Below are 24,432 nucleotides of genomic sequence, written 5' to 3'. Positions count from 1 at the left end.
GCCGCGCCGTTATTCCTGCATGCCGCGCCGCATGGCCACAGAGCCGGTGCGGGCGACTTCCTTTATGCCGTAGCGTTGCAGGAGACTGACCAGGGCGGTCAGTTTGTCCTGGGTGCCGGTGACTTCAAGGACCAGTTCGTCGGGGCTCACATCCACCACTTTGCAGCGGAAGATATCGACGATGCGCAGCACTTCGGCCCGTTTGCTGCCCTCGGCGTCCACCCGCAGGAGCATCATCTCGCGCTCCACGGCTTTGACGTCGGTGAGATCCACGACTTTGAGCGTGGTGACGAGCTTGCGCAACTGCTTAACGATCTGTTCGATGATGGCCTCATCGCCAATCGTGGTGATGGTCATCATGGACAGGCCCTCGGTCAGGGTGGGGGCGACATTGAGCGATTCAATGTTGTAGCCCCGGCCGCTGAAAAGGCCGGCCACCCTGGCCAGCACCCCGGGTTCGTTCTCGACGAGGATGGAAAGGATGTGGCGCATGGTGGCTCCTAGACGAGGATCATCTCGGTTATGGACTTGCCGGCCGGGACCATGGGCGCGACATTTTCCTCGCGGTCAACCACGACGTCCACGATGACGGGGCATGGCAGCGCAAAGGCCTCGGCCAGCACCGATTCCACCTTGGCCGGATCGGTCACCCGGAAGCCGGCCGCGCCGTAGGCTTCGGCCAGTTTGACGAAATCCGGGGCCACATCCAGGCAGGTGGCGCAGTAGTTTTTCTTGTAAAACAGTTCCTGCCACTGCCGCACCATGCCAAGATAGCCATTATTCAAGATGACGATTTTGACCGGCAGCTTGTAGCACACGGCCGTGGCCAATTCCTGGATGCACATCTGGATGGAGCCGTCGCCGGCCACGTCAATGACCAGCCGATCGGGATAGGCCATCTGGGCACCGATGGCCGCCGGAAAGCCGAAGCCCATGGTCCCAAGGCCCCCGGAACTGATAAACGACCGGGGTCGGGTAAAGGCGTAGAACTGGGCCGCCCACATCTGGTTCTGGCCGACTTCGGTGGTGATGATGGCCTCGCCCTTGGTCAGGCGGGAGATGGTCTCCACCACGTACTGCGGTTTGATGACCGCGCCTTCCTGATTGTAGGAAAGCGGTTTTTCCTCTTTCCAGGCGGCTACTTTGGCATTCCAGGCCTCGTGTCCGGCCGCCGGCTGCTCGGCCAGGGTCGGTTCCAGGGTCTGGCGCAGGGCGGTTAAAAAGCTTTTGCAATCGGCCACCACCGGAATGTGCACGGGCACGTTTTTCTGGATGGAGGTGGGGTCGATGTCGATGTGCACGATCTTGGCGTTTTTGGCGAATTCGCTGATCTTTCCGGTGACCCGGTCGTCAAAGCGGCTGCCGATGGCCAGGATCAGGTCGGCGTTGCTGATGGCCATGTTGGCGGCGTAGGTGCCGTGCATGCCGAGCATGCCGAGCCAGCGCGGGTCGTCGGCCGGAAAACAGCCCAGCGCCATCAGCGTGGCCGTGACCGGGATGTCAAACGACCGGGCCAGCCAGGCCAGCTCCTCGCTGGCTTCAGAGGCGATAACCCCGCCGCCGGCGTAAATGATGGGCTTTTTGGCCCGGCGCACCACCTCCGCCACCTTGGCCACCTGCTTGGGGTTGGGGGCGTAGGTGGGGTTGTAGCTGCGCATTTTTATGGTTTTCGGATACTTGTATTCCGTAAGACGCGTTTGCACGTCCTTTGGCAGGTCAATCAGCACCGGACCGGGCCGACCCGTGGAAGCGAGGTAGAAGGCCTCTTTAATGACACGCGCCAGATCCCCCACCTCTTTGACCAAGTAGTTATGCTTGGTGCAGGAGCGGGTGATGCCGACGATGTCCACTTCCTGGAAGGCGTCGTTGCCGATAAGCGGCGTCGGCACCTGTCCGGTGATGATGACGACCGGCACGGAATCCATGTAGGCCGTAGCAATGCCGGTTACGGTATTGGTGGCTCCGGGGCCCGAGGTTACCAGACAGACACCTACCTTGCCCGTGGCCCGGGCATAGCCGTCCGCAGCGTGGATGGCACCCTGCTCATGGCGTACCAGCACATGGCGCAGGGGGTAGTTGGGCAACTGGTCGTAGATGTCAATGACCGCACCGCCCGGAAAGCCGAAGACGACTTCCACGCCTTCGCGGCGCAGGGATTCCAGGAGGATTTGGGCCCCGGTGAGTTCCATGCTATTGGTCCTCCGCCTTGCGATATTTCATCAAAAGATTCTCAATGCGAGTCTTGCCGGAGAGCTTCTTTTTCTTGATCTCCTTCAGCTCCGTGTCTTCTACGGGAGTCAGAAAAGGCTTTGACTCCATCTTATCCAGAATCTTTTCAAACGCGACATGCTCTTCATAGAGACTTTTCAATTCCGGGTCCGCTTCACCGTACTTGGCGACGAGATCCAGATCGCGTTGATCCATGGCACAGACTCCTTGTTGACGGTTCTAGTCTCAACCCGTTTCGGTCATGGCCGACCAGTCGGGTTCGGACTCTGTTTCAAGGCGAATCGTTTTTTTCCGGGACTTGTCCCCGGACACAATGGTAACCTGCCGGGCTTTGAGTCCCAGGCGGTCAGCCAGAAAATCGGTCAAGGCGGCGTTGGCCCGCCCTTCCACGGCCTTGGCCCGCAGGCGCACCCGCAGCCGGTCTTCGGCCAAACCGGCCAGCGCGTCTTTGGCCCCGCCCGGAGTGACCGCCACCCGCAGGGTCCAGGCTCCCGGACCGGCGGCGAGGGCGAAAACAGGCAACTCCCCGCCCGGCGCTGTTCCGTCCGCCAGCTTCCCCTGCTCCCCCGGCCGGCCGTCGGCCGCCTTCCCCGCGCGCCCCGCGCCCCGTCGTGCCGCCATGGCCGCCTACCGTTTCGCCAGGGCAAACGGATCAAGCCCGTCAGGATTCTCCTGGGCAGCGACCGCTTGCCGCGCCTCGGACGCCGCGGCAACGCTTCGGTCGTCCCCGGCAACGGGCACTTCGGGCCTGGGTGCGTCGTCTCCCGGGCCAGGGACCGGCTCTGCCTGGGCGTCAAGGATCTCCAGGGCCGCCAGCAGCATATCCCGGAACCGGGCCGTAAGCGCCGCCTTGCGGGCGGCCAGGGCGTCGATTTCGCCGGCAAGGATGGCCGCCTGCCCTTCGCCTGCAGCGAGCAGCGCCGCCGCCTGGTCCCGGGCTTCGTCGATAATGCGTTCGGCCTCCTGCCTGGCCTTTATTTTCAGCTCGTCCACGATTTGCTGGGTGGTCAGCAGCGTGTCGCGCAAGGTCGCTTCCCTGGCCCGGTATTCGGCCAGTTCGCGCCGCAAGGCTTCGTTGGCCCGACCAAGGCCCATTTTCTCTTCAGCCAGATGGCCGATGGAATCCGCCGCCTCGGCAAGGAGGCGATCCACTTCGTCGCGGCGGTAGCCGCCGATACTACGGGAGAATTTCCGGTCGAGCAGATCAATCTTGTCCAGCGTCACGGCTTATGCACCCACCCCGAAGGCAACGCGCCGCGCCGCTGCGTTTCGGTTTCCGGCAAATGGCGAGGCATCCGCCGTCACGACCGCCACCTTACAGGCGCCCCAGACCCGCGCCGCCAAGACGCATAAGGGTGGGGACGAGAAACCACTGGAGAAATTGCAGGGCCAGGATAACCGCGATGGGGGACAAATCGATGCCGCCCACAGTCAGAAACGGCAGCCAGCGCCGCACCCGGTAAAAAACCGGATCGGTGACGGCCCGCAGAAAACGGACCACAGGGTTATACGGATCCGGGCGTACCCAGGACATGAGCGCAGCAATGAGGATGACCCAGAAATAGAGGCTAAAGACAATGTCCAGCACTCTGGCCAAAGCAACGAAAAAATAGCCAAGGATATCCATGCGTATTCCTTCCAGGAAGCAATGAAAAGCACATGCGCTTTACTTGAAAAATGGCACAGTGCCAGGCATTAATCAAGACAAATCCGGTTCCTCGGCTGTGCGACCCGGCAGCGCAGCGGCAATCCCGGCCAGACAACTGCGCAGCGTGTCAAAATCCGGCACGAACATGGCGGCTGCCAGGGCGGGATTTTTATACGACCAGAAGGTGACGCCGGCAGCAGCGGCCGAGCGCTCGTCCAGGGCTGAATCCCCGATGTAGGCCACGGTCTCGGTGGGCAGTCCCCAGGCGTTGAGGATGTAATGCACGCCCTCGGGATCGGGTTTGGGCCGCTTGAGGCTGCCGGCATTGACCACCGGGGCAAAAAAGCGATCAATCTCGAAATGGCGCAGCAACCGCTCGGTTGTGTTGGTGCGGTTGGTATGCACCGCCATGCGGATACCCCGCCCGGCCAATAATTCCAAAAACTCGACCAGACCGTCTTCCAGGTAAATATACGGGAAGATGTCTTCATAGTTGAGATTATCGCGCACCACATCGGCCTCGGCCAGCCGCTGCGCCGGGATGATGCGGGCGAGGCATTCGGTAACCGAATGCATGTGCACGTATGCCTCTTCCTCGGGGGTAATGGGCAGCATGCCCAGACCCTCACGGATGAGGTTGTAGTACATGCGGTTGGCGTCACGGGAATCGACGAGCACACCGTCGCAATCGAAAATGACGCCGGTTAAGCGCGTTAAAAACTGCGGCGGGGTGGACGGGTTGCACACATACACCGGAAAACTCCTTCTCGGGACTGCAAGCGTTCGCTCGGGCCGGCCTGGGCCGGCCCTGTCGGCCCCAGGCCGGCCCAAGGGCTACACTGGTTTGCCAAGGCCTGCCGTGCGGCTTGCGCTACGGTTTGACGACCAGCACCAGCCGGGACGCGTCCAGCCAGGGCGCGTCGGGATCAGGGCGGGTCTTGCCGACCAGCCGCCAGCCCGTCACCGTGGCGGCCAGCAGCGGCAGCTCGGGCGGGCCTTGTGGAAACCAGTCGCAAAGGACCTGGGCCGAAGCCTCTTCCCCGACAACGCCGGCGTCGATCAGTTCGGCGGCAATGTCGGGATCATCGATATACAGGCCGGCAGCCTGCGGGGCCACGGCCCAAAACGGCGAGAGAAGCTGGTGCCAGGGCGGGCGGAACTCGTCGGCAAAGGCGGCGGCGCTGGGCATCCCCTGGGCCGCAGAAAGGGCGGCGGACAGGGCCAGGGCGTCATCGTCGTCATCATCCAGACCGGCCTCAAGGCCCAGGCTTTCGGCCATGCCCAGGCGGAAGCGCTCGTCGAGTTCCCCGGACTGGGCCAGTTCAAGCACGCTTTGTTCGATGGCGCAGGCCAGACACAAGGCGAGTTGGGCGGCCTTGGCCCTTCGAGTGGCCACCCGCTCGGGATGGAGCTGATCTTCCAGCTCTTCGCGCAGGGCAAACGAGGTATCGGTAAAAAAATGCCCGCCCGCAGCGCCGGCCAGCAAGGCAAGATCCTTGGGATTTTTCGTTTCGCGACGCAACCGCTCGAATTCGCGCAAAAAGCCCGCCAACTCTTCGCCGCCAAGGGGCAAATCGTGCGGGCGCACCCGGCCGGGCTCGCCCGGCTCGCCCAGTCCCGGATCGAGAAACAACACGCCGGGCACAGCCGCTCCGGCCAAGGCAGGGGTCAGGCAGGGGAAATGCAGCAACACGGCGTCGCCTGATGCACCTTTCATGAAAACCGTCCTTTGGCGTAAACCGTTTCAAGCGCCGCAGCGCGTCAGATAACGCGGGCACCGGCCCGGACACAGCGGCAAGGCCAGCAGGCACAGATCGCCAGCGGCATGGACGCAATCCGGGAAGGAAGTCGTATCATCGGGCAGGTAATCCTGACAATTCCCTTCTTTGGCCAGGGTGGCCGGAAACCGGGCCTGCCACAGCGCCTCGGCCTGCTCGTCTGTCAGGCCCAGGTTGTCGGCCCGCAACACGAAATCATCAAACGCCCGGCACAATCGGTTGAGCACGGCGCAACGATTGGCCAGGCACAGGCCAGGATTGAGGTGTTCCTCATACAGGCAACGACCGGCCCGGCAATGCGGGCAGCCCTCCCCGGGCAGACGGGTCACATGGCCGGGCATGACGGATTGTCCATGAAGCCCGGCCTTTCTTGACCTGCCGGCACGCCGCGTGTAAAGCCATGCCCAACCCACTTGCGGAGGCGCAGCATGTTTGGAATCGGATTTCCGGAGCTTATCATCATTCTGGTCATCGTGCTCGTTATGTTCGGAGCCAACAAGCTTCCCGAAATCGGCGCCGGCATGGGCAAGGCCATCAAGAACTTCAAGAAGGCCACCAGCGAGCCGGACGAGATCGACGTGACCCCGGGCAAGCCCAAAAACGACGACACGGACAAGCACTAGTCGGCAGATCCCTGCCGTCCCAAGCCCCGGGCGACTGTCTCCCGGGGCTTTTTTCATGCCTGCGCCCCATACCGGCTCCTGTCACGTTTTCTCGCCCCAGTTGGGGCGGCCGGGGGTGTTCCACCCGGCCGCCGGAGCAACGCTGACTCGCGTCAAGCATACCCTGCGGCAGGAGCCCCGCCCTTTGGAAGTTCTGCCCCCACCCACCGTCGTAGCACCGCCGTTCCCCCTTACCCCCCTGCCTTCCATGAGGGATTCCAAAGGGGTCACCCCTTTGGCCGCCGGAGGGCTCTTCTGCCTTTCTTCTTCCCCTCATCCCCTCACAGGGTCCGGGCCACGGTCAGGAGGGCGTCGGCCAGCCCTTGAGCCAGGGCCTGGCGCTTGTCGGCATCGGCCAGGACGGCAGCGTCGCCGGGGTGGGACAAAAAGCCGGCTTCAATCAGCACAGCCGGCACTTCGACCTCATCCAGAAGCCGCAAGGGTCCGGTGGCCGCCCCGCGCACCGGCAACGGCCCAGCGGCAGGGATGGCCCGGGCCAGCCGCGAGGCCCACTCCCGGCTCTGGACCCGCCCCCCCTGCCCGGCCGCCTCACGCACCGTTGCCACAAACACCCCTTCCCCGCCCCGGGAGGCCCAGGAGGCCGTGGCCCCAGAGGCCGCATTTTCCGTCTGGCAGACCAGGGCAGCCAGGGCATCGGACTGCTCACGGGCAAAACTCGTGATCATGACGCCGCTCGCCTTGGGATCGGCCACCCGCGCGGCATGCAGGCTAATAAACAGGTCTGCGCCGTAAAACCCGGCCAGACCGGCCCTGGCCCACCCCGGCAGGGATACATCAGCCGTACGGGTCAGCTGGATGGCTGCCTCGTCCCGGGCGGCAGCCAGTAGCCGGGCCAGACGCAAGGCCAGATCCAGGGTCACATCCGCCTCGCGAAGCCCGGCGGCAACCCCGCCGGCATCTGTCCCGCCGTGGCCGGGATCGATGAGCAGGCGCAGCGGCCCGGGCCTTTTGCTGCGGGCAGCGGCCCCGAGCAGTGCTTCACGCTCGGCCTGGGCCTCCCTGGCGAGTTGCGACGGCCGGGTACGGCCCGAAGCCGGTTCGCGGCCCGCCCCGCCGCCGGCCGGCAGCGGAAACTGGCTGATGGTCTCGGCCATAAGACGCGACAGCGTGTCTTCGGGATTGAGGCGAACGGCTAGCGAAAAATGGACCAACGCCGTGCGGGCGTCCCCTTGCTGGAAATAGGCCCGGCCCAAAAGGGCCTGGACCCGGTCGTTGCGCGGATCTTTGGCTTCGGCCTCCAGAAGCAGGGCCAGGGCCTTGGCGAGATTGCCGCCGGTCAGCTCGGCCTGGCCCTCCCCGGCCAGTTCGTCGGAGGAGACGGCGGCCGGCAGCCACTGCGGCCAGCCGGCGGCCAACCCGGCCGCTCCCAGAAAGAGCAGAAGTTGCCGGCGATTCATGCGCCCTGCCTCGCAAAATGCCGGCCCACGGCATCGCGGATACCCTGGTGATCGCCCGGGGCCAGCCAGAGGACAGCCGGCTCCTTGCGAAACCAGGTCGCCTGACGCTTGGCATAGGCCCGGGTGTTGGACAGCCAGGCTTCCTTGGTTTCCTTGAGATTACGCACCCCGGCCAGATGGGCGGCGATCTCCGGGCCGCCGATGCCGGTCAGGCCCGGGGCATCGGCCGGATAGCGGGCCAGGGCGCGCGCCACTTCCGCCACGGCCTCGGCAGCGACCATGGCCTCAATGCGTTGGGCCAGCCGGGGGATGAGTTCCTCCAGCGGCAGGGACAGGCCGATCTTGACAACGTCGTAATCCGGGGCATCGGGGTCGCCCTGCTTGTGCCAGTCGGAAAAGGCCCGACCGGTGGCCTGGGACACTTCCAAGGCCCGGGTGACGCGCTGGCGGTCGGCCGGGGCGATGCGGGCGGCATAGGCCGGATCGAGTGCGGCCAGCTTGGCGTGCATGGCGGCCGGCCCCAGGCGTTCCCAGTCGGCCAGGACGGCGGCTCGCACATCCGGGGCGATGGCCGGGATGGGGGCCAGACCGCCGAGGATGGCCCGAAAATAGAGGCCGGTGCCGCCAACAAAGAGCGGCAGGCGGCCCCGGGCATGGATGGCGGCAGCGGCGGCCCTGGCCCGCACCGCGAAATCGCCGGCCGCAACAGTCTTGTCCAGCGGCGTGTCGCCGTAGAGATGGTGCGGGCAGCGGGCCAGTTCGTCCGGGGTGGGCTGGGCGGTTATGATCGGGATGCCGGCATAGACCTGACGTGAATCCACGTTGACCACTTCGCCATCAAAGGCGGCAGCCAGGGCGATGGCAGCCTCGGTCTTGCCCGTTCCGGTGGCCCCGAGCAGGCAGACCACGCGTGCGCCGGCCACGCTCAGCCCTCCCTGGTGCCGTTTGGCGGTGGAGTCAGGCCAAACTTGGCCAGCATGCGCTCGCGCACGACATCCGGCACCATGCCCCGGATGTCGCCGCCGTGCTTGGCCACTTCTTTGACAATGGTGGAACTGATGTAGAGCCACTTGTAATCGGTCATGATAAAGACGGTTTCGATGGTGCGGTCGAGCTTACGGTTCATAAGCGCCATCTGGAACTCGAATTCAAAATCGGAAACCGCCCGCATACCGCGCAGGATTACATTGGCCTGGCGCGATTTGACGTAGTTAACCAGCAGCCCCTGAAAGCCTTCGACCAGCACGCGACTGTCCTTGGCAAAGACGGTCTCGGCAATGTCCATGCGCTCCTGGAGCGAAAACAGCGGCGTTTTATGGGAGTCCCCGGCCACGGCCACGACCACCGTGCCAAAAATCATGGCGGCCCGGCGCACCAGGGAGACATGGCCGTTGGTCAGGGGATCGAAGGTTCCGGGGTAGACGGCGAGGCAGGGTTTACCAGCGTCCATACAATAATCCTTGTTTGACCGTAGGTCCGGTCGATCAGGCAATCAAACGTCGGTGGGACGTCGCCCGCAGCCAACTCGGCTCCGGACTCGATTTCGGCCACGATAACGCCGTCCTCGGCCACCAGTCCCACAGAGGCCAACTTGGCCAAAGTCGGCGGCAAAAGCCCTTGCCCATAGGGCGGATCAATGGCCACAAGATCAAATCGCCTACCGGCCAGCCGGGGGAGCGCCTTGGCCACGTCGGCCTCCACTACCCGGGCAGCACGCGAGCCTATCCCCAAACCGCGCAGATTGTCCCGCAGCACCTTGGCCACGGCCGGGTTGTTCTCAATAAAAACGGCCGAGGCCGCACCGCGCGAAAGGGCCTCGATGCCCACACTCCCCGCGCCGGCAAAGCAATCGAGAACAGCGGCTCCAGGAAAGCGCACCCCCCGGGCCGTCAGCATGGAAAAAAGGGCTTCCCGCACCCGCCCGGTGGCCGGGCGCAGGCCCGGGGCGTCGATGACCTTGATCGAGCGACCGCCGAATTGTCCGCCGATGATGCGCATAGAACTCCTACCGGGCTCCCGAGGCCAGGGCGTACAGACGGGAGGCATAGCGTTGCAGTATTCGGGCAAGTCCCAGGCACAACGCATAATCAACGGCCATGAGCAGCCACATATAGGCGATGCCGACCAGGGTGCCGGACGGTTTAAACAGATAGCGGGTTCCATAAATACAATACGAAAGGATCGGTTCATGGACAAGATAGACGAAAAAGGAGGTTCCGGCGAGTTTGAGCAGCGTCTTGTTGTCGTGCAGCGGCGCATAGGCCGAGAGCAGCCACACCGTCAGAACACCAAATATCATGCTATGGCGGTAAAGCAGATGATAATAGGATACCGTGCCGTTGACGTATTCGTAAGAGGCCGTGGCGCAAAGTAACAGGAGATAGAGTGCGAACACGGGCAGGAGCAGGTGTTTGGCTCCGTCGAGATCGACCCGAAGCCGGGCGAGCATGCCGCCGCCGTAAAAAAAGAGCAGCCCGCTGAGTTCGATGGGGACGCCGGCCTGGGGAACAAACATCCAGATGGCCCAGAAGACGATCAAGCCAAGGAGCGGAATCTCCAGCGTGACAATATAAAAGACCGGTGTCAAAAGAAAATAGATATAGAGATCGCGCAAAAACCACAAAGTATAGTTGACGGGATAGCGGTTGAGGCCAAACAGCAGTGCAAGGACTCCGTCCTGATGCACCATATTGATGTCGCCAATATACGGAATCTTGTTGAAAATAAAAATAAGTAGCAGACTGATGGCGTTAAAGAGCAGATACGGAATCAGAATGGTGCGTGTTTTTTTGACGATCATGCGGCCGTAGGAAGCTACGTCCGGCTTGTAGGTCAGAAAGAACAGATAGCCGGAAATGGCAAAAAAAATCGGCACGGCCAACCGGAAAATGTTGTGGGGAACAATATTTAAATAGATCCGCAGCAGGGCAGGAATGTCCGGGTAATAGGCCTGCAGGCCCTTTTCGGCGTGGATGCCGATGACGAAGATGACCAGCAGCGAACGCAACACACTCAGGCGATTGGAAATCTCAGGCGAAACCAGACTACGTGCAGACATGGACTCTCGCGAAGCTATTGCAGCAGGTCGAATTTGAGAAAACGCATGGTCATCCCGGCCCGGCCCTGGGTGGCCGAGCGCAGATCGGTAGAAAACCCGAACATCCGGCGCAAGGGAGCCAAGGCCGTGATGGTCTTGTGCCCACCCCGGTCCACCAGATTCTCGATCTTGGCTCCCTTGGCCCCCAGCAGCCCGGCCACGTCGCCGACAAAGGCATCCGGGACGCCGATCTCCAGTTCCATAAGGGGCTCCAGCAAAGCCGGCCGGCCAGCGGCCAGGGCCGCCTTGAGGGCTTGGCTGGCAGCCATGCGGCAGCCCACATCCGTGGTCTTGCCCTCGACCGGGAAAAGGCCCGTCACCTGTACCAAAACGTCCTGGACCGGATGTCCGGCCAGCGGTCCGCTTTGCAGGCCGTCTTCCAGCCCCTCGGCCATGGCAGCACTCCAGGCCGGCGGATAGGCTTGGCGGTCGATGGTAAAAACAATCTCGCGCCCGGCCTCCCGGGGCAGCGGCGAAACCGTCAGCGTCACCTTGCCGTGGTGTATCCGCTCGCCCAGTTCCCGCTCGAATTCGCCCTCGCCCGTCCCTTGGGCCGTGACCGTTTCCTGATAGACCACCTGCGGCTTGCCGGCCCGGGGCGCGACGCCGTATTCCCGGCGCGCCCGCTCCAGGACCACATCGAGATGCAGTTCCCCCATGCCGGACAGAATCATCTGGCCGGTATCGACGTCGTGGGTGAGCGTCAGGGTGGGGTCTTCTTCGGTCAGTTTGTCGAGGACTTCTTGGAGGCGTTCGGTCTCCTCGGCGTTTCGCGGCTCAAGCGCCAAACTGATGACCGGTTTGTAGCCGGCGATGGTTTCGAGCAAAATAGGGGTTTCCCGGGCACACAACGTATCGCCGGTGGCGGCCCGGCGCAGGCCGGCGATGGCGACGATTTCGCCCGGCTCGGCGATTTCGGCCTTTTCACGGTGGCCGGCATGGAGATGAAAGAGCCGCGCCGGACGTTCGATTTCGCCCCGGGTGGCGTTGTACACGTCCTTGCCGGCTTCGAGGCGACCGGAATAAACCCGGGCAAAGACCTGGCGCCGACCCGTCTCCATGCTGACCTTGAAAACCAGGGCCGCCAGCGGGGCAGCAGTGTCCGGGGGAAAGGTGATTGCACTCTTGGTGTCGGGATCGATCCCCACCGCGCCTTCGCGATCCAGCGGGCTTGGCAGATAGGCCAGCACACCGTCGAGCACCGGCTGGACGCCGATGTTTTTCAGCGCCGAAGCGGCAAAGACCGGGACCAGGGATTGGCCGATCACCCCCCGGCGCACAGCGGCAACCAGGGCGGCGGCGTCAATGGGGTCGCCGGAAAGATAGGCGGTAACGAGTTCCTCGTCGTATTCGCAGGCCGCCTCCACCAGCTTCTCCCGCCACGGGCCGGCCAGTTCGGCCTCAGCCGGCGTAAGCGCGGCGCGCCGGACTTCCCCGCTGCCGCCGCCCGTCTCGAAGTGCAGCCTTTCCATGGTGACCAGATCAATGATGCCGGCCAGTTCCGGTCCCTGCCCCACCGGGATGGTCACAGCCACGGGATTGGCCCGCAACTTTTCGCGAATGGCGGCCAGGACAGCCTCAAAATCGGCTCCGGGCCTGTCGAGCTTATTGATTACCGCCAGCTTGGGCACGCCATAGGCCACCGACTGCCGCCACACGGTTTCAGACTGCGGCTCCACCCCGGAGACAGCGCAAAAGACCCCCACCGCGCCGTCGAGCACCCGCAGCGAGCGCTCCACCTCGATGGTGAAGTCCACATGGCCCGGGGTGTCGATGATATTGATTTGATGGTCTTTCCAGGCGCAGGTGGTGCAGGCCGAGGTGATGGTGATGCCGCGCTCCTGCTCCTCGGGCATGAAATCCATGGTGGCGGTGCCGTCGTGGACCTCGCCCATGCGGTGGATGCGGCCGGAAAAATAGAGAATGCGCTCGGTCAGCGTGGTTTTGCCGGCGTCGATATGGGCGATGATACCGATGTTGCGCAGACTGGCCAGCCGGCTTTTCTTGATGCCCTTTTTGGCGCTCATGCTCGCTCCGATGGGTTGGAGAGGGTTGCGTCGGGCAAAAATCAATCGTTTTGCGGGGCCGGTTCGGCCTCGAGGGCCGCCACGGCAGCGCCCAACCGGCGAACACGCAGGACTTGCGGGGGCAACTGGGGCCACAGCCAGAAGGTCTCCCGGCCAGGGCCAAGGGCCAGGGGCGCAACCGCCAGCGCCTGGGGCAACTGATCCGAGGCCGCGTACACGACATCGTAGCCGCATGCGGCCGCCTGGGCCAGATCGCCCTGGCCGGCGGCAAAGGACGGCAGCTCGGGGCACGGCCCGCTGTGGGCAAAAAAAGCCATGTCCGGGTGGGCAAAAGAAAGGGCGTCGGCGTCAAAGCCGGTGCCATCCCGGTCAAAAATACCGGCTCGACCGGCAATGCGGGCGGTGTGGACCGCCAGGGCCGCCGGCAGTCCGGCCGGCAGGGCCACGTCGCCCAGAACCACCACCGCCCCCCTGCCCTTGGACGGCAGCTCGGCCCAAAGTCCGGTCAGGTCGCGGGAGGTGACGCGGCAGGCAGTTTCTACGCCGCACAGTTCCAGCGCGGTCAAAAGCGGCTTGGGCCAGGCACCGCCCACCCGCACGGCGGCAACATCGCGGGCCCGGGCGCACAGGGCCGGGACCACGGCCGCAACCAGTCGGGCCGGCGACAGGAAATCCCGGCCGCAAAGGACAATGACATAGTCCAGCGGGGCGTCGGCTGCGGTCAGATCGAGATCGTGGCCGAGAACCTCGCGCCGTTGCCGGCTGGCCGGCATCGGGCCGCCAAGCGCGGCAAAGACAGCGGCCAGACCGGTTTTGGTCCAGGCGCGCTGCAGATCGGTTGAACGGGCATAGGCCGCGGCAAAGGCCGCATCGGCAACGCGGCCCTGTTCCATGGCCATTGGCCACTGGCCTGGGGAAAGGGAAGCCGGAGGGTTCATGGCTGTCCTGCCTGGCAAACACAAACGGGGCGGCAGGCCACCCCGTTTTGCTGCCGGATTTCCCTGGAAATACGGGTTCTCCAGGGGCGGGTCATTACAACCAGCGTTTGGCCCAGTGTTTCCAACTGCCTTCGATGGCCTGGCGTTCGGATTCGGTCAGGGTCTTTTGGTATTCAAGGTAGGACAGCTCGGAACGCAGCTTGGCGTATTCGATGACTTCCTCAAGTTCCTTAAAGTTTTCCACCGTGTACATGTAGCGCTTCCAGGCTGCTCCGTACTGGCTGGTACGCCAGTAGAAGTCGGCCACAAAAAGCTCATGTTCGGCCATGCGCTTGCGGCAACGGCGGATGTAATCGGCCGCTTCCTTGCCGTAGTCGGTGTCCGGGAAGGTCTGTTCCAGCAGATAGAAATACTGGATGGCTTCCTGGAGGTTGTTCTGGGGCATGTCGATGGATTCGGAGCGCTTGAAATTGGAAACGCCGATCTGGTAAAGGACGTAGGGAATTTCTTCGCTGCGCGGGTGCACCGACTCGAATTCCTTGTAAGTCTCGGCTGCCATGCCATATTCTTCGGTAAGGAAGTAGGCATCAGCCAGAGCCACGGTGCCCATGGGGGTGTAGGGGCTAAACGGGTAGCGGTCCTTGAGCTTCATGAAATAGCCCACGGCCCCGTAGTAGTCTTTCTCCGACATGGATTGGCGCCCGGCTTCGTAGAGCTCTTGAGCGGTGTCCTCGGGCGGCGGCAGGAAGTAGTAATCGACCAAGCCGGCGCAGCCGCCAAGAAACAGCAGCAGGCAGCCCAAGGGCAGAAAACGGCGCAACATCACATTCATGGTATATTCCCGGATATGGCCCGGTCCTGGCCGGGCGCCATGCGGCGTACGGGACGTTGCCAGATGCGGCGAACAGTCCCGGCGTCTCGATGCGCGTCCTCTTACCAAATGGCCCAGACGGGCACAACGTAAAAAAGCCGAACCCATCCGGCCCGCCGCCTGGGCGGCATGGCCTGACGGGTCCGGGTGTCAGCCTTGCGGAAACCGCGTACTGATGTAGGCGTACGCCGCATGGGCGGCGACAGCGCCGTCACCGACGGCCGTGGCCACCTGGCGGCAGGATTTGGATCGGATATCGCCAGCGGCGAACATGCCGTCGATGCTGGTGCGCATCTCCGCATCGGCCAGGATAAAACCCTGATCGTCACGGGTCAGGCCCCGGGGATAAAAGTCTCCCTGGGGTTCAAAGCCCACGAACACGAACACGCCATCGACAGGCAAGGTCCTGCATTCGCCGGATTTGACGTCGCGCACCTCGATGCCGGTCACGCCGTCCCCACCAGAGATGGAGCACACGACCGTCGAGCGCAGCACTTCGATGACCGGACTGGAGAAACAGCGGTCCTGAAAGCATTTCTGGCCACGAAAATCGTCGCGGCGGTGGATGAGGTAGAGTTTTTTGACCAGCCGGGACAGGTAGAGGGATTCTTCCAGGGCCGAGTTACCGCCGCCGATGACGGCCACGGTCTGCCCCCGGAAAAAGTTCCCGTCGCAAAGGGCACAATAGGACACGCCCCGGCCGACGAATTCCTTCTCGCCCGGAATGCCCACCCGTTTGTACCGGGCACCGGTGCACAGGATCACGGCCTTGGCCTCGACGACCTCGCCGCCCACATGGATACGGTGGAGGCCGTCGGCAGAGTCAATGGCCGAAACCTCGTCATTGATCCGGTCGATCTCGTAATGGCCCAGATGGGCGGCCATGGCGTCGGCCAGCTTCCAGCCCTCGATTCCCTCAGGGAAACCGGGATAATTCTCGATCAGATGGGTCATGAGCATCTGGCCGCCCGGCGAGAGTTTTTCCACCAGCGCCACGGACACGTCGGACCGGGCCAGATACAGGGCGGCCGTTATGCCAGCCGGACCGCCCCCGATCACGACGGCGTCGTACCGTTTCATGGACTAGATCGCCTTCTGGGTCAGCATTTCCTTGATGCTGCTTTTGGACACCGCACCGGTGATCTGCTCCACCACTTCGCCGCCCTTGAAGAGGATCAGGGTGGGGATGGCGCGGATGCCGTACTTGCTCGGGGTGCTGGGATTCTCGTCCACGTTCATTTTGGCCACTTTGACCTGGCCGGTATATTCGTTGGCCAGCTCGTCAATGACCGGTCCCATGGCGCGGCAGGGTCCGCACCAGGGGGCCCAGAAATCCACCAGGACGGGCAGGTCGCACTGCAGGGCTTCGGCTTCGAAGTTGGCGTCGCTCAGTTGGATGGCCATGGATGCACTCCTTTCGGTGTCTTGGCCGACCGCAGGGCGGCCGGGTTTTTGCTGTTCGTTGGCAACGCGGCCGCAACAAGGCCGCCGGGAACCTCGGGAGCAGGGTCCGTAATTTTTTAAACCTATTGCGGCACGGACCGGCTGTCAACCGATCCCGCCGCTGCAGGCGGTGCGGTTTGGTAGTCCCAGGGCACCTTTCGCCCCCGGGGAATGGGGGCCAGGGACAGATCGTGGGTCAGACCGGCCCGGCCCAGCAAACAGCCCGTGGCCGCGATCATGGTGGCGTTGTCGGCACAAAGAACAGGCTCGGGCAGATACAGCGGCACGCGGCGTCGGGCGGCCACCTCGGCCAGCATGGCCCGGATGGGGCCGTTGGCGGCCACCCCGCCGGCAGCCAACAGGGAGGCAACCGGGGCCGGTTGCCCGTCCATGGCCCGCACAAGCTTGACCCGCAGCGTTTCGGCTATGGCAAAATTGAGCGAAGCGCAAACCCGGCGCAAGGCCATGGGCCAGGCCTCGGGGTCGATGGGGCCGACGGCGTCGGGCATGGCCGGGGTGCGCAGTTCGGGATGGGCGGCCACGTAGGCGGCCACGGCGGTTTTTAAGCCGCTGAAACTGAAATTGAGATGGTCGTTGTCAAGATACGGGCGCGGAAAGAGCGTGCGGTCAGGGGCAATGCCCCGGCCGAGCACGTCAATATAGACACCGCCCGGATACGGCAGGTTGAGCGACTTGGCCGCCTTGTCAAAGGCCTCGCCGGCCGCGTCGTCGATGGTGCGGCCAAGGACGGTCATGGCCAGCGGGCCATCCAGGCGCACGATCTGGGTATGCCCGCCCGAGACCAGCAGCCCCAGGGCCGGATAGGCCACCGCGCGGCCAAGGGTTGCGGCCATCAAGTGGGCGTGGAGGTGGTCCACGCCAATCAGCGGCTTGCCGGCCCCCAGGCACAATCCCTTGGCTGCGGCCAGTCCCACGAGCAGGCTGCCAAGCAACCCCGGCCCCCGGGCCACGGCCACGGCGTCCACCGCCGCCAGGGTCAGGCCGGACTCGGCGAAAAGCGCGTCCAAAAGCGGCCCCAGGCAGCGCAGATGTTCCCGTGAGGCCAACTCCGGCACCACGCCGCCAAAAACAGCGTGCAACCGGGCCTGGGAAGCCAATTTTTCCAGCACCGGACGGCCGTCGTCGCAAAGGGCCACGGCCGTCTCGTCGCAGGAGGTCTCAATGCCAAGGCACAGCATGGACAATCAGGCCGGTCGGTTCCGGCCGTAGATTTCCATGACTTTGGCCACGTCGTTTTTGCTGCCGATAAACAGCGGCACCCGCTGGTGCAGATCATCCGGCACAATGGACAGGATGTCGCGCTCGCCGTCGGTGGCGGCACCCCCGGCCTGGGTGATGACGAAGGCCAGGGGGTTGGCCTCGCACAAAAGCCGCAGCTTGCCGGTGGGCTTGGTGGGATCGCGCCGGTCGGCCGGATAGAGGAAAATGCCGCCGTAGAGCAGATTGCGGTGGAAATCGGCCACCAGGGAACCGATATAGCGGCCGCCGTACGGCTTTCCCCTGGGATTGTCCGTGCCTTTGAAGGCCGTAACGATTTCGCGGGTCGGTTCGTCCCAGTAGGACCAGTAGGCCTCGTTGACGGAATAAATCTTGCCGGTTTCCGGGGTACGGATGTCGGGATGGGACAGCAGGAATTCCCCGACGCTGGGGTCGAGGGTGAAGCCGTGCACGCCCCGGCCGGTGGTGTACACCATCATGGTGGAGGTGCCGTACAGGAAGTAGCCGGCCGCCACCTGCTTGGCCCCGGCCATGAGCAGATCGCACAGGTTGTCGCCGGAGCAGCCGTCGGGGACGCGGTAGATGGAAAAGATGGTGCCGACATTGACGTTGGCGTCGATGTTGGACGACCCGTCCAGGGGATCGAAAATGAGGAAATAGTCGCCCTTGGGGAACTGATCCGGGATGGCCACCAGATCGGCGTTTTCTTCGGACGCGATGGCGCACAGCACGCCGGCCCGCTCCATGCGGTGGATGAGCACCTTGTTGGCGTATTCGTCGAGCTTTTGGACCTCTTCGCCCTGGACATTGATCTCGCCGGTAAAACCCAGAACATCGACCAGGCCGGCCTTGCGCACCTCCCGGGAAATGATCTTGGCGGCCAGGATGAGATCGTTGAGCAACCGGGTGAACCGGCCGGAGGCCATGGGGGATTCTTTCTGGTGCAACAGCAGGTGTTCGGTGACAGTGATCTGCGGCATAGGTTTCTCCTCCCGCCGTCATGGCCTGGGCACGCCTGGGCGTGCGGGTCGTTTGGCATGCGGCCTTTGACTATCGTACAATCAGCGAGAAATTCCCACAAGATTTTCCGGGGTTGGAAATAAAAAAAGCCGGCGGTCGAAACCGCCGGCCAGAAGTCGGCGTTGCAATCAGGGCGCGCTCGGGTCCGCCGGAAGGGACAAAGGCTGGGTCGAGGGAATGGGCATATCCGGGCTGGCCTGGGACGGTGCCGCATTTTTGGGCGGCTCAGGCTTTTGGGCCCGGGCCTCCCGGGCGTCGGTGAGATAGATCAGTTCGAGCTGGCCGACATAGCGGGCCTGCCACACGTACTGGCCGCCGCCGGCCTGGATGTCGCCCTGGACCTCGCCCTTAAGGATCTCCGCCCACTTGAGCGCCGCCAGCCCTTCGCCCTGCCCGCCCGCACCCGGCCACACCAGACCTTCGGTGGAAGTAATGACCAAAGCATCGGCATTGGGCGAAAAACGCACGAGATTTCGCGGATCAAAAAAGGCGACCACAAGGCCGGCCCACTCGTTTTCCTTGAAAAAGGGCGCGGCCACCATGACCACGGTGCCCATTTCGTCGGTGACGACCCGGGCTCCCATCTTGCGGACCTTGTAGCGCTCGGCCTGCTCCAGCAAGGGGGTAAAATCAAGCGGGCGCATGGAGGTCGACGGCACCTGGCCCATGACCTGGCCGGTGGTGTCCACCATGGCGACGCCCGAGAGCCAGTCGTAGGAAGTGAGCAGCCCTTGCGCCCATTCCTGCTCCGGGGGGGTGTCCTGGCTGCCAAGGGCGCGCATCATGCCCATGAGCCGCTCGTCCACGGGCATAAACAGCGCGGCCAGACGCTGCAGGCCCTTGTCGGAAATGCCTTCGTCGCTGAAATCAATGGAAGGATCTGTGTTGACGTATTCGCGATACAGCTTTCGCGTCTCGCGCCATTTGGTCTTCATGGTGCCACAGCCGGTCAGGGAAGCGAGAAGGCAGCAGGCCGCCAGGGCCGCAATTGCAGTGCGTTTCAAGGACGTATCCTCTTGATGTTCCTGATTGGTGGGAGAAGTCTTCCAGGCGTTGCCGCCAGGGATTTGGTTACGATCCGGCCCGGGCTTCCAGACGCCCGGCCAGGGCTTCCAAAAAACTGACCAGTTTTGTCGGGCCTTTCTGCCCTAGGGGATTCGCCGGTGCCGCCGCATCGTCCCGAAGTTCGAGGCCTGGGTCGCCCGCGTCCACATCGCGCGGCGGCGACAGGGCCGCCATGAGCCCAAGGAGCTCCGCATGGTCGGGACCGGCCGGGGTCGTTGCCAGCAATTCGCCGTAAATGTCCAAGGCCCCGGCTGTGTCACCCTGCCCGGCCAGCACGGCGGCCATGGTCTTGGTGCGAACAGCCTGCTCCCGGGGCTTGGCGGCCCGGGGGCGGCTGCGTTCAGCCGGTTCTTCCGGGGCATCCAGGATATCGGCCAGGGCCAGCACTTCCCGGGCTCCGCGCAGTTCAGGCCCGTCGGCCGGTTCCCGCTCGGTGTGGCCGACGGCTTGGGGGGCAGGCTCTGGTACGGACACGGCTTGCACCGGCGCAGCGGCGGGGGCAGCAGCGGCAACCGTTGCAGCCGGAGCACCTGACACCGCTGCGTCGATTGGATCGGAAGGGAAAATCGCCTGGGACGCGCGCTCGGTGCCGGCGGCCGGGACAGCGGTCGCCGCAGCCGCGGCCGGCTCGACCGAGGCGACACCGTGGGGCGTCGGGGCCAGCCCGGCCTCATCGTTCCCGTCCGCTTCCCGGGCTTGCCCGGCGGCCTGGCTGAGGCTTTGCAGCCCGCGTTCCATGACATCGGCCCAGGTGAGGGTCTGGTTCTGGAAATAATGGGCCAGAAAAAGCATGGCCAGGGAGGGATCTTTGGACCGGGCAGCGGCGGTTTTGGACCAGAGCAGCCAGACCGAGGGATACCGGGACAGCATGGACCCGACATCGGTAAAGACCTCCTGGGCCTGCTCTTCCCGGCCTTGCCGGGTCAGCAGTTCGATCAGCAGGAATTTGGCTTCCAGGTGGTCGGGATGAAAGGCAATGCCCCGGGTCAGGACGGCAACGGCCTCGTCCTGGTGGTTCTGTTCGGCGAGTTGGCGGGCCAGCGGAAAAAAGACCTTGGAATTGGGCTCGATCTCCAGGACTTCCCGGTACAGTTCGATTTTACTGAGCATCGGCCCGCTTCCCTTCCTTGTCCCGGTCCGGTTCCTTGGCGGCTGGAGGGTCTTTTGGAAACTGGTAGAGAATTTCGCTCTCTTTGAGATAATTCATCTGGGCCCGGGCCATTTTTTCGGTGAAAGCCTTGTCGGTCTTGAGCCAGCGAATTTCCTGGCTCAAATCCAGGGACTTGTCGTTGACGGCACTCAGTCGCTGCTTGAGCAGTTCGTGACGGGATTTGAGCTCAAGATAGGCAAAAACGCCGTTATCGCTCCAGATGAGATTGTACAGCAAAAAAATATTGAAAAAAATAAGGGCCGTCAGTAAAAACCGTCGCCAGATCATGTCATTGCACGACGTATTTCTTCGGACGTTTGGAATCGGACTGGGCCAGCGGTTCCCGCAATTCCCGAAGGAAATTTTCCGTGGCAGCCTCTATGCGCAACACGTCTTGCTCCTCCACTTCGATGTCTTCAACATGGGACAAAAACATCTTGAGCACTTTAAAATCGCGCAACAGATAATGGCCGAACTGGAGACGCTCCAGGTCCGGTTCGAGTTCCAGAATGGTGTGCAGGCAGTTCTCGATGCGGGCGGCGAGGTTGTCGTCGAGACGCTGGCCGGCCCACGCCCCCTTGCCCAGTCCCGGACGGGCGGTACGCACCCGGCGTCTGGCCAGCTTGGAAATGTTTTTGGCTTTCATATCGCCTTATCGTAAATGGGGTTGCCGACTGACGGCTCTACATGCGCCCAAAATTATCGGGCCGATTTTTCCGACCACGCCGCTGTCTTGCCAAAACTATAAAAGTAATTGACGCCGGATACAAGCGTCAAAACCAGCGCCAGATACAAAAGCACGGAGCCAAGCGGCGCAGGGTCCCAGCCCCAAACGGGAAAGTGCAGCAGCAGCGGGCACAGGGCCATCATCTGCAACACGGTTTTCAGCTTGCCAAACCGGTCGGCGGCGATGATGACGCCATAATCGGCAGCCACGGCCCGCAGGCCCGTGACAGCGATCTCGCGCCCGATGATGACCACCGCCACCCAGGCTTCCACCCAGCCAAGCCGGGTGAGCATGACCAGGGCGGCGCTTATAAGCAACTTGTCGGCCAGGGGATCGAGAAATTTGCCGAGCGTGGTTACCAAGTTGCGGCTGCGGGCCACGACCCCGTCCATGATGTCGGTCACCGCCGCAGCGATAAAGACCAGCATGGCGGCAATACAGGCCCCCCGGCCGGGGAAATACAGCAAAATCACAAGAATCGGCACAGCGCCGATGCGGGCAAGGGTCAGGTTGTTGGCGAGATTGAACATGCGTGGCTAAGCCCTTGAATGGTTTCGTGGCGCAGGCTGGCAATTAAAGCAATCCCCGGGCGGCGTCAAAGCCTTATCCCACCCGGATCGCCAGGGCCCGGTTTTCGGGACGCGTTCCCCGGAACACATTCCTGTGTTTTGGGGGGAACAAAAATCGTGCAGGCACCGTGTTGCAGCTTGGCAAACCAGAGCGGGAATGACCAAGCCCAAATACAATCTCAAGGGCGGGGATAGGCCGCCGCTTCAAGGCTCGTGCGGCAGGCGGCGGCCACCGCCGCAGCCAGGGCCAAAAAGGCCTGGCGGGCCGGACTGTCGCCCTCCAGAAGCACCACCGGGCGGCCCAGGTCGCCAGCCACCACCGTGGCCGGGTCCAGGGGAATGGCCCCGAGAAATTCCAGACCGTAGTCCCGGGCCATGGCCGCCCCCCCGCCCTTTTTGAACAGTTCGATCTCCCGATGGCAATACGGGCAGGCCAGCCCGCTCATATTTTCCACCACGCCCAGAATATTGGCATTGGCGTATTGCAAAAAATTGATGGTCTTTCGCACGTCGGCCAGGGAAATCTCCTGGGGCGTGGTGACCAGGACGCACAGGGCGTCGGGCACGTTTTTAAGGACGGTCAGGTGTTCGTCGCCGGTGCCCGGCGGCGAGTCGATGACCAGATAGTCCAGATCGCCCCAGGCGACGTCGGCGATAAACTGGCGGATGGCCGTTGTTTTCATGGGACCGCGCCACAGAACGGCCTGATCGGGGTCGGTTAAAAGCGATTGCATGGAGACAACAAGCAGATTCTCGCCAAAGCGCTTGGGGACGATGGCCGCTTCCCCGCCCGCCTGCATGGCCCCGGTAAGCCCCAGCATACGCGGCACGCTCGGGCCGTGCAGATCGACATCGAGCAGCCCCACCTTGGCCCCGCCGGCAGCCAGGGCGCAGGCCACGTTGACAGCCACCGAGCTTTTGCCCACCCCGCCTTTGCCACTCATGACCACGAGCTTGTAGCGGATGCGTTCCAAGGCCGCCCCGATGCGCCCATCGCGCGGGTCGGGTTCCCGCGGGCCTGCCTTGGCAGGCCCTTGGCCAGGACAGCCCCGGCAGGACGTCGTTTCCGGCATGATCCAGGCTCCTTCCGCGGTGCTACCAACCATGGGCACCGACGAGATCCACGAACATGACGCCGCCGAGTTCGCGCACAATGACCCGCCCGTTCTCCCGGCGTACCAGACACAGGGTCTGGCTGCGCCGCGACGTCCCCACCGGAATGACCATGCGCCCGTTGACGGCCAGTTGGGCCACCAGGGGGGCGGGGATCCTGGGACCGCCAGCCGCCACCAGGATGCGGTCGAATGGGGCCTGCTCGGGCCAGCCCAGCGTCCCGTCGTCCAGTTTAAGGTGCACGCGCCGGTAGTGCAAGGCGTCCATCCTGGCCCGGGCCAGTTCGTAGAGCGCCTTGACCCGTTCCACGGTATAAACATCCGCCCCCAGTTCGGCCAAAACCGCCGCCTGATAGCCCGAGCCCGTGCCGATCTCGAGCACCTTCTGGCCCGGCGTGATTTCGAGCAGTTCCGTCATCCACCCCACGACATAGGGCTGGGAAATGGTCTGGCCGTGGCCGATGGGCAGGGGATGGTCCTCGTAGGCCTGGGGCAAAAGCGCCTCTTCCACGAACAGATGCCGGGGAACCTTGCGCATGGCCCGCAACACCAAAGGATGCGTCACGCCCCGGGACTCGATCTGTTCCCGGACCATGCGCTCACGACTGCGCCGCAAATCCGTCTTTGGCCCCGCTGCGTTCATCTGCGCCCTTTGCGGCATGACCTCATAAAGGCCTGTCCGCCTGCTCGATCCTCCTTGGAAAACAGAATTTTAGCTGCAAGTCAACGCCTTGCGCCTTGACAGCCTGGCCCCGGCAATGTGACCTTGAGACGATACAAGGAGGCTCCCATGCTGACCACCCGCGACCTTATGACCGAAAATCTTATCGCCCTGCGCAACGACGACAGTTTACTTGCGGCCAAGCAGACCATGGAAGAAGCCCGCATCCGCCATCTGCCCATTGTGGACGAGGCCGGAGCCTTTGTGGGCCTTTTAACCCACCGGGATCTGCTGGCCGCTTCGGTGTCCCGGCTGGCCGACATCGACGCCACGACCCAGGAAGAAATCTATGCCGGCATCCCGATCAGCGAGGTCATGCGGTCCGACGTGGCCATGGTCACCCCGGATCTGCCCCTGCGGCAGGCAGCCGAGGTGTTGCTGACCCAGAAATATGGTTGTCTGCCTGTGGTCGCATGCGGCAAGCTGGTCGGCATCCTCACCGCCTCGGATTTTATCCGCCTAAGCCTTGAATTGATGGACGCCCTGGAAGCCTCCGAACGCCTTGAATGCGCTGCTGCGGAAGCATAACGTCGCGCACCGCAGGGAAAACCATGCCCGGGCTGGTCGTGCCTCATTTGGACGACAACGGTTTTTGTGAAAAGAGTGTTGACTTCCGCCTTGTGAAATTTTACGCTTTTCCACTGAATTACGGCGGCGGGGCTGTTGCCTGAGGAGCCGCCTGTGGATTCACAGCGGCAGGGTCACTTCTAGTGTTTTC

General features: G+C 63.4%; 30 protein-coding genes. 2 read left to right on the top strand and 28 right to left on the bottom strand.

Features of this window, described 5'->3' with window-relative positions:
* Window positions 1-9: 9 nt before the first annotated feature.
* The 9 genes from ilvN to GTA51_RS05755 all read right to left on the bottom strand — a co-directional run bounded on the left by ilvN (window position 10) and on the right by GTA51_RS05755 (window position 5,996).
* Window positions 10-492, bottom strand: a complete 483-nt coding sequence (gene ilvN / locus GTA51_RS05795) for an acetolactate synthase small subunit (RefSeq protein WP_160959443.1) — start codon at window positions 490-492, stop codon at window positions 10-12.
* Between the two features lie 8 nt (window positions 493-500).
* The gene (gene ilvB, locus GTA51_RS05790; protein WP_160959442.1) at window positions 501-2,189 is read right to left on the bottom strand and encodes a biosynthetic-type acetolactate synthase large subunit; all 1,689 of its coding nucleotides are present in this window, start codon (window positions 2,187-2,189) and stop codon (window positions 501-503) included.
* A 1-nt stretch (window position 2,190) separates the two neighbouring features.
* On the bottom strand, window positions 2,191-2,424 hold the full coding sequence (locus GTA51_RS05785; protein ID WP_160959440.1) for a DUF465 domain-containing protein: 234 nt from the start codon (window positions 2,422-2,424) through the stop codon (window positions 2,191-2,193).
* Between the two features lie 30 nt (window positions 2,425-2,454).
* A complete protein-coding gene (locus GTA51_RS05780) occupies window positions 2,455-2,850 on the bottom strand; it encodes a DUF167 domain-containing protein (RefSeq protein WP_160959438.1) in 396 nt (131 codons plus the stop codon).
* A 6-nt stretch (window positions 2,851-2,856) separates the two neighbouring features.
* Window positions 2,857-3,453: a DivIVA domain-containing protein gene (locus GTA51_RS05775; RefSeq protein ID WP_160959437.1), complete on the bottom strand. Its 597-nt coding sequence runs from the start codon at window positions 3,451-3,453 to the stop codon at window positions 2,857-2,859.
* Between the two features lie 91 nt (window positions 3,454-3,544).
* Window positions 3,545-3,856 carry a YggT family protein gene (locus tag GTA51_RS05770; RefSeq protein WP_160959435.1) on the bottom strand — a complete coding sequence of 104 codons (312 nt, stop codon included), beginning with the start codon at window positions 3,854-3,856 and terminating at the stop codon, window positions 3,545-3,547.
* Window positions 3,857-3,928: 72 nt separating this feature from the next.
* Window positions 3,929-4,630 (bottom strand): HAD-IA family hydrolase, encoded by a 702-nt coding sequence (locus GTA51_RS05765; protein ID WP_160959434.1) that lies wholly within the window; start codon window positions 4,628-4,630, stop codon window positions 3,929-3,931.
* 118 nt (window positions 4,631-4,748) lie between these two features.
* Window positions 4,749-5,594, bottom strand: a complete 846-nt coding sequence (locus tag GTA51_RS05760) for a hypothetical protein (protein ID WP_160959432.1) — start codon at window positions 5,592-5,594, stop codon at window positions 4,749-4,751.
* A 27-nt stretch (window positions 5,595-5,621) separates the two neighbouring features.
* Window positions 5,622-5,996, bottom strand: a complete 375-nt coding sequence (locus GTA51_RS05755; RefSeq protein WP_160959431.1) for a hypothetical protein — start codon at window positions 5,994-5,996, stop codon at window positions 5,622-5,624.
* A gap of 87 nt (window positions 5,997-6,083) precedes the next feature.
* Here GTA51_RS05755 and GTA51_RS05750 point away from each other — a divergent pair, with 87 nt between their 5' ends.
* Complete coding sequence (locus tag GTA51_RS05750; protein WP_160959429.1) at window positions 6,084-6,278, top strand: twin-arginine translocase TatA/TatE family subunit; 195 nt, start codon at window positions 6,084-6,086, stop codon at window positions 6,276-6,278.
* A gap of 320 nt (window positions 6,279-6,598) precedes the next feature.
* Here GTA51_RS05750 and GTA51_RS05745 read toward each other — a convergent pair whose 3' ends face one another.
* From GTA51_RS05745 to GTA51_RS05655, 19 genes are all read right to left on the bottom strand, one after another.
* On the bottom strand, window positions 6,599-7,735 hold the full coding sequence (locus GTA51_RS05745) for an N-acetylmuramoyl-L-alanine amidase (protein ID WP_160959428.1): 1,137 nt from the start codon (window positions 7,733-7,735) through the stop codon (window positions 6,599-6,601).
* A complete protein-coding gene (gene miaA / locus GTA51_RS05740; protein ID WP_160959427.1) occupies window positions 7,732-8,658 on the bottom strand; it encodes a tRNA (adenosine(37)-N6)-dimethylallyltransferase MiaA in 927 nt (308 codons plus the stop codon). The genes GTA51_RS05745 and miaA overlap by 4 nt, the downstream gene beginning before the upstream one ends.
* Window positions 8,659-8,660: 2 nt before the next feature.
* Complete coding sequence (gene coaD, locus GTA51_RS05735) at window positions 8,661-9,185, bottom strand: pantetheine-phosphate adenylyltransferase (RefSeq protein WP_160959426.1); 525 nt, start codon at window positions 9,183-9,185, stop codon at window positions 8,661-8,663.
* On the bottom strand, window positions 9,131-9,733 hold the full coding sequence (gene rsmD / locus GTA51_RS05730) for a 16S rRNA (guanine(966)-N(2))-methyltransferase RsmD (protein ID WP_160959424.1): 603 nt from the start codon (window positions 9,731-9,733) through the stop codon (window positions 9,131-9,133). Before rsmD ends, coaD begins: the two co-directional genes overlap by 55 nt.
* 7 nt (window positions 9,734-9,740) lie before the next feature.
* Complete coding sequence (locus GTA51_RS05725) at window positions 9,741-10,793, bottom strand: acyltransferase family protein (protein WP_160959422.1); 1,053 nt, start codon at window positions 10,791-10,793, stop codon at window positions 9,741-9,743.
* 14 nt (window positions 10,794-10,807) lie between these two features.
* On the bottom strand, window positions 10,808-12,859 hold the full coding sequence (fusA, locus tag GTA51_RS05720; RefSeq protein WP_160959421.1) for an elongation factor G: 2,052 nt from the start codon (window positions 12,857-12,859) through the stop codon (window positions 10,808-10,810).
* Between the two features lie 41 nt (window positions 12,860-12,900).
* Entirely contained in the window at window positions 12,901-13,752 is an 852-nt protein-coding gene (locus GTA51_RS05715) for a hypothetical protein (protein ID WP_246197999.1), read from the bottom strand.
* Window positions 13,753-13,891: 139 nt separating this feature from the next.
* Window positions 13,892-14,629, bottom strand: a complete 738-nt coding sequence (locus GTA51_RS05710) for an outer membrane protein assembly factor BamD (RefSeq protein ID WP_160959418.1) — start codon at window positions 14,627-14,629, stop codon at window positions 13,892-13,894.
* A 189-nt stretch (window positions 14,630-14,818) separates the two neighbouring features.
* Window positions 14,819-15,748 (bottom strand): thioredoxin-disulfide reductase, encoded by a 930-nt coding sequence (gene trxB / locus GTA51_RS05705; protein ID WP_160959416.1) that lies wholly within the window; start codon window positions 15,746-15,748, stop codon window positions 14,819-14,821.
* Between the two features lie 3 nt (window positions 15,749-15,751).
* Window positions 15,752-16,072: a thioredoxin gene (gene trxA, locus GTA51_RS05700; RefSeq protein ID WP_160959415.1), complete on the bottom strand. Its 321-nt coding sequence runs from the start codon at window positions 16,070-16,072 to the stop codon at window positions 15,752-15,754.
* A gap of 122 nt (window positions 16,073-16,194) precedes the next feature.
* The gene (tsaD, locus tag GTA51_RS05695; RefSeq protein WP_160959413.1) at window positions 16,195-17,310 is read right to left on the bottom strand and encodes a tRNA (adenosine(37)-N6)-threonylcarbamoyltransferase complex transferase subunit TsaD; all 1,116 of its coding nucleotides are present in this window, start codon (window positions 17,308-17,310) and stop codon (window positions 16,195-16,197) included.
* Between the two features lie 6 nt (window positions 17,311-17,316).
* Window positions 17,317-18,330, bottom strand: a complete 1,014-nt coding sequence (gene fbp, locus GTA51_RS05690) for a class 1 fructose-bisphosphatase (RefSeq protein ID WP_160959412.1) — start codon at window positions 18,328-18,330, stop codon at window positions 17,317-17,319.
* 168 nt (window positions 18,331-18,498) lie between these two features.
* Entirely contained in the window at window positions 18,499-19,374 is an 876-nt protein-coding gene (locus GTA51_RS05685) for a hypothetical protein (protein ID WP_160959410.1), read from the bottom strand.
* A gap of 67 nt (window positions 19,375-19,441) precedes the next feature.
* Window positions 19,442-20,545: a tetratricopeptide repeat protein gene (locus GTA51_RS05680; protein ID WP_160959408.1), complete on the bottom strand. Its 1,104-nt coding sequence runs from the start codon at window positions 20,543-20,545 to the stop codon at window positions 19,442-19,444.
* Window positions 20,535-20,873, bottom strand: coding sequence for an FtsB family cell division protein (locus tag GTA51_RS05675; RefSeq protein WP_160959407.1), 339 nt, complete (start codon window positions 20,871-20,873; stop codon window positions 20,535-20,537). Before GTA51_RS05675 ends, GTA51_RS05680 begins: the two co-directional genes overlap by 11 nt.
* A 1-nt stretch (window position 20,874) precedes the next feature.
* Window positions 20,875-21,231, bottom strand: coding sequence for a hypothetical protein (locus tag GTA51_RS05670; RefSeq protein ID WP_160959405.1), 357 nt, complete (start codon window positions 21,229-21,231; stop codon window positions 20,875-20,877).
* 53 nt (window positions 21,232-21,284) lie between these two features.
* Window positions 21,285-21,842 (bottom strand): CDP-diacylglycerol--glycerol-3-phosphate 3-phosphatidyltransferase, encoded by a 558-nt coding sequence (pgsA, locus tag GTA51_RS05665; RefSeq protein WP_160959404.1) that lies wholly within the window; start codon window positions 21,840-21,842, stop codon window positions 21,285-21,287.
* Between the two features lie 218 nt (window positions 21,843-22,060).
* Window positions 22,061-22,954 (bottom strand): Mrp/NBP35 family ATP-binding protein, encoded by an 894-nt coding sequence (locus GTA51_RS05660; protein ID WP_160959402.1) that lies wholly within the window; start codon window positions 22,952-22,954, stop codon window positions 22,061-22,063.
* A gap of 22 nt (window positions 22,955-22,976) precedes the next feature.
* Window positions 22,977-23,636: a protein-L-isoaspartate(D-aspartate) O-methyltransferase gene (locus GTA51_RS05655; RefSeq protein ID WP_160959500.1), complete on the bottom strand. Its 660-nt coding sequence runs from the start codon at window positions 23,634-23,636 to the stop codon at window positions 22,977-22,979.
* Window positions 23,637-23,783: 147 nt separating this feature from the next.
* Between GTA51_RS05655 and GTA51_RS05650 the strand changes: the two genes are divergently transcribed.
* Window positions 23,784-24,242, top strand: coding sequence for a CBS domain-containing protein (locus GTA51_RS05650; protein WP_160959401.1), 459 nt, complete (start codon window positions 23,784-23,786; stop codon window positions 24,240-24,242).
* The last annotated feature ends 190 nt before the right edge of the window (window positions 24,243-24,432 follow it).

The organism is Solidesulfovibrio aerotolerans, from assembly GCF_009856865.1.
Classification (GTDB): Bacteria; Desulfobacterota; Desulfovibrionia; order Desulfovibrionales; family Desulfovibrionaceae; genus Solidesulfovibrio; species Solidesulfovibrio aerotolerans.
Note: the sequence above shows the minus strand (reverse complement) of the source record. Positions and strands in the feature narration are given on the sequence as shown.